This window comes from Streptomyces sp. NPDC047315 (genome assembly GCF_040643215.1).
Classification (GTDB): domain Bacteria; phylum Actinomycetota; class Actinomycetes; order Streptomycetales; family Streptomycetaceae; genus Streptomyces.
In genome coordinates, this window is record NZ_JBEYTZ010000080.1 from 1 (window position 1) to 7838 (window position 7838).

The following is a 7838-nucleotide window of genomic DNA, read 5'->3' on the forward strand; positions in this document are numbered from 1 at the left end:
TTGCCCGGGCTCGCGGTCGCGAACACCTCCGCACCCACGTACCGGGCGATCTGCACGGCAGCCGTACCCACACCGCCAGTCGCGGCGTGGACGAGAACCTTCTCGCCCGGCTGCACCCGGCCCAGGTCGACGAGGCCGAACCAGGCGGTGGCGAACACCACCGGTACGGCCGCCGCGGTGGCCCAGTCCCAGCCGGGGGGCATGGTGGTGAGCATGCGGGCGTCGGCGACGGCGAGCGGGCCGAAGGCGCCGGCGAACAGGCCCATGACGCGGTCGCCGGGCGCGAAGCCGGTGACGTCCGGGCCGGTTTCGACAACGACTCCGGCGCCTTCGCTGCCGAGGCCGGTCTGTCCCGGGGCCATGCCGAGGCTGACGAGGGCGTCGCGGAAGTTCACGCCGGCGGCGCGCACGGAGATCCGTACCTGGCCGGGCTCCAGGGGTGCTTCCGCTTCCGGGGCCGGCACGGGCAGCACGTCTTCCAGGGTGGCCTTCGGGCCGGACTCCAGCCGCCAGGCGCCGGAGCGTGCGGGCAGTGCGGCGGTGGGGGCGCCGGGGCTGGTGGCGCGTACGAGGCGGGGCGCGAGGAGTCGCCCTTCGCGCAGGGCTGCCTGCGGCTCCCCAGCGGCGACGAGTCCGGCGACGGAGGTGAGGACGGCGGGGTCGGTGGGTTCGTGGCCGGGGCCGAGGTCGAGCAGGGCGAGCCGGTCGGGTTCCTCGGACTGGGCGCTGCGGGCCAGACCCCAGACGGCGGCACCGGCCGGGTCGGGTTCCCGGTCGGCGTCGTCGGCGGTCACGGCGCCGCGGGTGACCAGGACGAGGCGGGAGTCGGTCAGTCGGGGTTCCGCGAGCCAGTGCTGTATCAGGGCGAGGGCCCGGGTGGTGGCGTCCAGGGCGTCGTCGGGCTCGTCACCCGCGGGTGTTCCGGTGGCTACGGGCGCCAGGACCACGGGGGGTGCGGGTGTTTCGTCGTCGAGCGCTGCGACGAGGGCGGCGAGGTCGCGGTGGTGGACCTGACCGGTCGTGGCGTCGGCGGTCCCGGCCGTCGCGCCGATGACCGTCCACGGGTTGTCCGCTGCGGTGCGGGGCGGGACGTCGGGTGCGGGCAGCGGGGTCCACTCCACCGCGAACAGGCCGTCACCGCCGTCGTCCGGGGCGGCGCGCAGACGTGCCGGGTCGGCGGCGCGCAGGACGACGGAGTCCGCGGTGAGCACGGGCGCACCGACGGCGTCGGCCACGGCCACCCGGATCCCGCGCCCGCTGTCCCCGTGCGCGCCGTTGGCGTCGGGGCCCGGTGCGTGCGGCGTGATCCGGACCCGTACGGTCGTGGCGCCGGTGGCCCAGAGGCAGACCCCGTTCCAGGCGAACGGCAACCACACGCCATCCGCACCGGCGTCAGAGTTGCCGGCATCGGAGTCGGCGTCGAGCAGCAGGGCGGTCTGTAGGGCGGCGTCCAGTAGGGCGGGGTGGACGCCGAAGCCGTCGGGGTCGCCGGCGGCCTCCGGTAGGGCGACTTCAGCCAGCAGGTCGTCCCCGTCCCGCCAGACCGCGCGCAGCCCTTGGAAGGCCGGCCCGTAGCCGTACCCGGACTCGGCGGCGCGCTCGTAGAACCCGGTCACGTCGAGCGCCCGGGCACCTGTCGGGGGCCAGACGGTGCCGGGTTCGGGCGCGGGTACGGTGTCGCTGGCGGGCGCCAGCGTTCCGGTGGCGTGGCAGGTCCACTGTCCGGCCGGGGTCGCGTGGTCGCCGTCCGCGTCGGCCCTGGCGTGGATCGACACCTCGCACCGCCCGTCGGCGCCGGGTGCGCCGACCGCGACCTGGATGCGTGCGCCCCCGGTTTCGGGGAGCACCAGCGGTGCTTGGAGGGTCAGTTCTTCGACGCGTCCGCGGCCCGCCTCGTCGGCGGCGCGCAGTGCCCATTCCACGAGGGCGGCGCCGGGCACCAGCGTGGTGCCCAGGACGCGGTGGTCGGGCAGCCAGGGCTGGCCGCGCTGGGTGAGCCGTCCGGTGAGCAGGTGGGTGCCGCTGTCGGCGAGTCGGGTGGCGGCGGCCAGGACGGGGTGGTGGGCGGCCTCCAGCCCGAGGCCGTCGGCGTCCACGGGCCCACCGGATCGGGCGGCCAGCCAGTAGGGCCGGTGTTGGAACGGGTAGGTGGGCAGGTCGAGTACGGGTCCGGCGGCCGGCAGCCAGCCCGTCCAGTCCACCGGTGCGCCGGCGGTGAACGCGTGGGCGAGGGCGTGGCCCACCTGGTTCGGGCCGCCCGCGTCACGGCGCAGCGTGGACACGACGGTCGCGGCGACGCCGGCGCGCTCGATGCACTCCTGCACGCCCAGCGTGGTCACGGGGTGGGGGCTGGCTTCGACGAACACCCGGTGTCCCGCGGCCAGCAGGGCGTCGACGGCGTCCGCGAACCGGACCTGCTGACGCAGGTTGGTGATCCAGTAGCCGGTGTCCAGGGCGGTGGTGTCGATCCGTTCGCCGGTGACGGTGGAGTAGAAGGCGACCGGTGCGGTCCGGGGTCGGACGCCGGCGAGCACGGTGGCGAGTTCGTCGGTGATCTCGTCGATCTGGGGTCCGTGCGAGGCGTAGTCGACGTCGATCAGCCGGGCGCGCAGCCCTTGGGACTCGGCGTCGGCGACGGCGGCGGCCACCGGCTCGGGGGGTCCGGAGACGACGACGGAGCCGGGGCCGTTGACGGCGGCGACGGTGACGCCCGGGTGCGCGGCGCACAGGGCGTGCGCCGCCTCGGGGTCCGTTTGGAGCGAGGCCATGGCGCCGCGGCCGGCGAGCCGGCGGAGCGCCTTGCTGCGCAGCGCCACGACGCGGGCGCCGTCTTCCAAGGTGAGGGCGCCGGCGACGCAGGCAGCGGCCATCTCGCCTTGGCTGTGGCCGATGACGGCCGCGGGGGTGACGTCGTGGTCGGCCCACACGGCGGCCAGCGACACCATCACGGCCCACAGGACGGGTTGGACGACGTCCACCCGGGCCAGTTCGGCGCCGTTGCCGCGCAGCACTTCGGTCAGCGACCAGTCGACGTGCGGTTCGAGGGCCTTCGCGCAGTCGGCGATGCGGTCGGCGAACACGGTTGAGGTGTTGAGGAGTTCGGCGCCCATGCCGGCCCATTGGGAGCCTTGGCCCGGGAAGACGAGCACCGGGCCGGGGCCGGTGGTGGCGGCGGGTTCGCCCGGGCACACCACGGCCGGGTGGGGTTCTGCGGCGGCGAGTGCCGCCAGGCCCGCGAGTAGTTCGTCCCGGCCGGAGCCGAGGACGACGGCGCGGTGTTCGAAGGCCGTCCGGGCGGTGGCCAGGGTGCGGCCGATCCGCTCGGCGGCGGCCGGTCGGGTGCTCAGGTGCGCCGTGAGGGCGGTGGCCTGGGCGCGGAGCGCTTCGGGCGTACGGCCGGAGACCACCCAGGGCACCGGTGCTGCGGCCCGTTCCGCGTCGGACTGTTGAGCGGCGTCGGGGCCGAGAGCGTCGGGGTCGAGGTCCTCGGGGTCAAAGCCCTGCGAGTCGGGGCCTTGCTCAAGGATGAGGTGCGCGTTGGTGCCGGAGGCACCGAAGGAGGACACGCCGGCGCGGCGGGCCCGGTCGGTCGCCGGCCACGCCGTGCGCTCCGTGAGCAGGGCGACGGCGCCCGATTCCCAGTCGACGTGGGGTGTCGGCGCGTCGATGTGGAGGGAGGCCGGCAGTACGCCGTGCCGCATGGCCATCACCGTCTTGATGACGCCCGCGACGCCGGCCGCGGCCTGGGTGTGGCCGATGTTCGACTTCACCGAGCCGAGGAACAGGGGCCGGCCGGCGGGGCGTTCCCGTCCGTACGTGGCGAGCAGCGCGCCGGCCTCGATCGGGTCGCCGAGGGTCGTGCCCGTGCCGTGTGCTTCGACGGCGTCGACGTCGGCGGGCTCCAGTCCGGCTTGGGCGAGGGCCTGTCGGATGACGCGTTCTTGGGACGGGCCGTTGGGGGCGGTCAGTCCGTTGCTGGCGCCGTCCTGGTTCACGGCGGAGCCGCGCAGCACCGCGAGGATCCGGTGCCCGTTGCGCCGCGCGTCCGACAGCCGTTCCAGCAACACGAGGCCGACGCCTTCGCCCCAGCCGGTCCCGTCGGCCGCGGCGGCGAAGGGCTTGCAGCGGCCGTCGGGCGCGAGGCCGCGTTGTCGGGAGAAGCCGGTGAAGACCTCGGGGGTGGCCATGACGGTCACGCCGCCCGCGAGCGCCAGGGAGCACTCGCCCTGCCGCAGCGCCTGTGCGGCGAGGTGCATCGCCACCAGCGACGACGAGCACGCGGTGTCCACCGTCATCGCGGGGCCTTCCAGACCGAGGGTGTACGACACCCGGCCGGTGGCGGCGCTGCCTGAGCTGGCGAGCATGGCGTAGCCCTCCAGCTTGGCGTCGCCGCTGGTGGCGAGCCCGGTCGCGTAGTCGTGGTACATGACGCCGGCGAACATCCCGGTGCGGCTGCCCTTGAGGGCGGCGGGGCTGATGCCGGCCCGTTCCAGCAGTTCCCAGGACGTCTCCAGCAGGAGCCGCTGCTGCGGGTCCATCGCCAGGGCCTCGCGCGGGGAGATGCCGAAGAAGTCGGCGTCGAAGCCGTCCGCGTCGTAGAGGAACGCGCCGCGGTCGGAGTAGCTGGTGCCGGGGTGGTCGGGGTCGGGGTGGAACAGCCGCTCCAGGTCCCAGCCGCGGCCTTCGGGGAACGCGCCCATGGCGTCGACCGCGCCGGTGACGAGGTCCCACAGGTCCTCCGGGGAGCGCACTCCGCCGGGGTAACGGCAGGCCATCGCCACGATCGCGACGGGTTCGTCGACGGCTGCGGGCGGCGGTGCGGCGGTCACGGCCGTACGGCCCGCCAGCCGGCCGCACAGGTGGGCGGCGAGCGCGTCGGGCGTGGGGTGGTCGAAGGCGAGGGTGGCGGGCAGCCGCAGGCCGCACCGGGCGGCGAGGCGGTTGCGCAGTTCGACGGCGGTCACCGATTCGAAGCCGAGGTCCTTGAACGGCGCGTCGGTGCGCACCTCGGCCGGGGAGTCGTGGCCGAGTACGACCGCGACGCAGCTGCGGACCAGGTCGGTCACCGCGGCCAGCCGTCCCGCCTCGTCCAGCCCGGCCAACTGCTTTGCCAGCTCGGTGGCCTGTGCCGGGTCCGCTGCGGATGCTGCGGCGGCCGTCGGGCGGCTGCCGCGTACCGAGAGGCCCCGCAGCACGGCGGGGAGGTCGGCGGCCGGGACGCCCCGGACGTCGATGCCGGCGGCCACGACGAGGGAGTGCTCCGGGCGGCACGCGGCGTCCAGCAGCTCCAGGGCCAGGCCGGTGGGGAGCGGGGAGAGCCCGGAGCGGCGGAGCCTGGCCAGGTCGGCTTCGGTGAGGTGGCCGGTGAGCCCGCTGGTCCGCTCCCACAGGCCCCACGCGATGGACACTCCGGGCAGTCCGGCGGCGCGGCGGCCGGCGACGAGGGCGTCGACGTACGCGTTGGCGGCGGCGTAGCCGGCCTGGCCCACGTTGCCGATGACGCCCGCGGCGGAGGAGAACGTCACGAACAGCGCGAGCGGCAGACGGGCGGTGGCCTCGTGGAGGTGCCGCGCCGCGGTGGCCTTGGCGTGCCAGGCCCGGGCCAGGCGTGCGTCGGACTGCGCCGTCACGACGGCGTCGTCCAGCGCGCCCGCGGCGTGGATCACCGCGGTCAGCGGGTGCTGCGGGTCGATCCCGGCGACGACCCGGGCGACGGCTTCGGGCTCGGCGACGTCGGCCGCGACCAGCCGGACCCGGGCGCCGAGGGCGGTGAGCCGGTCGGCGAGGTCGGCCGCACCCGGTGCGTCGGGGCCACGGCGCCCGACGAGCACCAGGTGGCGTACGTCCCACGTGCGCACCAGGTGTTCGGCGACCTGGCTGCCGAGGGTGCCGGTGCCGCCGGTGATGAGCACCGTGCCGTCGGGGTCGAGCGCGCCGGGGCTGCCGGGGGCGGTGGGGTCCGCCGGCGGCACGGAGGTGACGCGGGCCAGCCGGGGCACCAGGACGCGTGCGGCGCGCACGGCGGCCTGCGGTTCGTCCGCGGCGACGGCCAGTGCGGCGGCTGCGATCGGGTCGAGTCCGCCGGATACGCGGTCGTCCTCGCTGGCGGGGTCGAGGTCGAGCAGGACGAACTGGTCGGGGTGTTCGGCCTGGGTGGCGCGGACCAGTCCCCAGACGGCGTTGGCCGCTGCGTTCACGCTCCGGTCGGCGTCGGGCTCGGTGGCGCCCCGGCCGGCTGCGGCGACGGCGCCGCGGGTGACGAACACCAGCCGGGAGCCTGCCAGTCGGGGTTCGGCGAGCCAGCCCTGGACGAGGCGCAGCGCGTCCTGAGCGGCGGTCAGGCCGTCGTCAGCGGCGGCCCCCGCCGCCGGTGACGCGGTGAGCACGCCCACGGGGACGGGGGCGCCCGCGTCCAGCGCCGCCGCGAGCGCGGTCAGGTCGGCGTGGTGGACGGCCCCGGGGGCAGCGGGCCAGGGGCCGAGTACGTGCCACGGGCCGCCCTCGTTCGCATCGGTCGTCTCCGACGGGGTGGGCAGCGGCGTCCACTCCAGGGTGAACAGACCGCGGGCGCCTGCCCGGGCCGCCGCCCGCAGGCCCTGCGCGTCGGCGGGGCGCAGGACGACGGACGCGACGTCGAGGACGGGGGCGCCCGCGGCGTCCGCGACCTCGACGCCGAACGCGCGCCCTTCACCGGCCGCGGCTTCGGCCCTCGGTGTGATGCGGACACGGACGGAGGTCGCGCCGGTGGCCCGTAGCGACACGTCGTTCCACCCGAACGGCAGCCATACGGCGTCGGTGCCGCCCGTGCCGACGTCGAGCAGCAGCGCGGGATGCAAGACGGCGTCCAGCAGGGCGGGGTGGACGCCGAAGCCGTCGGGGTCGCCGGCGGCCTCCGGTAGGGCGACTTCAGCCAGCAGGTCGTCCCCGTCCCGCCAGACCGCGCGCAGCCCTTGGAAGGCCGGCCCGTAGCCGTACCCGGACTCGGCGGCGCGCTCGTAGAACCCGTCGAGGCTGACGGGTTGCGCGCCGGGCGGCGGCCAGGCGCCGGTGAGCGTTCCACCGGGGGCGCTCGTCGTGACGGTGAGGGTGCCGGTGGCGTGGCACAGCCAGTCCGCGTCGGCCGCGGATGCGTCGGTGCCGTGGTCCGGGCGGGAGTGGACGCGGATCGTCCGGTGTCCGTCGTCGTCAGCGGCGTTCACGACGATCTGGATCCGGACGTTCCCCGAGGGCGGCAGGACGAGGGGGGCGTGCAGCGTCAGCTCCTCGACGCCGCCGTGGCCGCCGGCTTCGTCGGCGGCGCGCAGCGCCCACTCCACCAGCGCCGCGCCGGGGACGAGCACGGTGCCGTCCACGCGGTGGTCGGCCAACCAGGCGGTGCCGGTGGCGGTGCCCGTGGCGGACAGGCGTCCGGTCAGGACGCGGGTGTCGGCGTCGGCGACCTCCAACGCGGCTCCGATGAGCGGGTGTCCGGCGGGGGTGAGGCCCAATCCGGCCGGGTCCAGGACGGGGCGGGTGACGCTCTCCTCCCAGTGCCGGCGCCGCTGGAAGGGGTAGGTGGGCAGGTCCACGACGCGGGCGCCGCCGGCCGGGAAGCAGGCGCGCCAGTCGACGGCAGCGCCGGCGGCGAACGCCTCGCCGAGCGCGCGCACCACCCGCTCGGAGCCGCCCTGGTCGCGCCGCAGGGTCGGGACGACGGTGGCGACGGCGTCCGCCGCCTCGAAGACCTGTTCAAGGCCGAGCGCCAGGACGGGGTGGGGGCTGGCTTCGACGAACAGCCGGTGTCCGGCGTCGAGGAGGGCGTGGACGGTGTCGGAGAAGCGGACTTGCTCACGGAGGTT

At 76.1% G+C, this 7838-nt stretch carries 1 protein-coding gene; it reads right to left on the reverse strand.

What is annotated here, in order from left to right; all coding sequences use genetic code 11:
* Positions 1-7838 (reverse strand): SDR family NAD(P)-dependent oxidoreductase (locus ABZ842_RS38440; RefSeq protein ID WP_361548427.1); only part of this gene is annotated, 7838 nt, incomplete at both ends.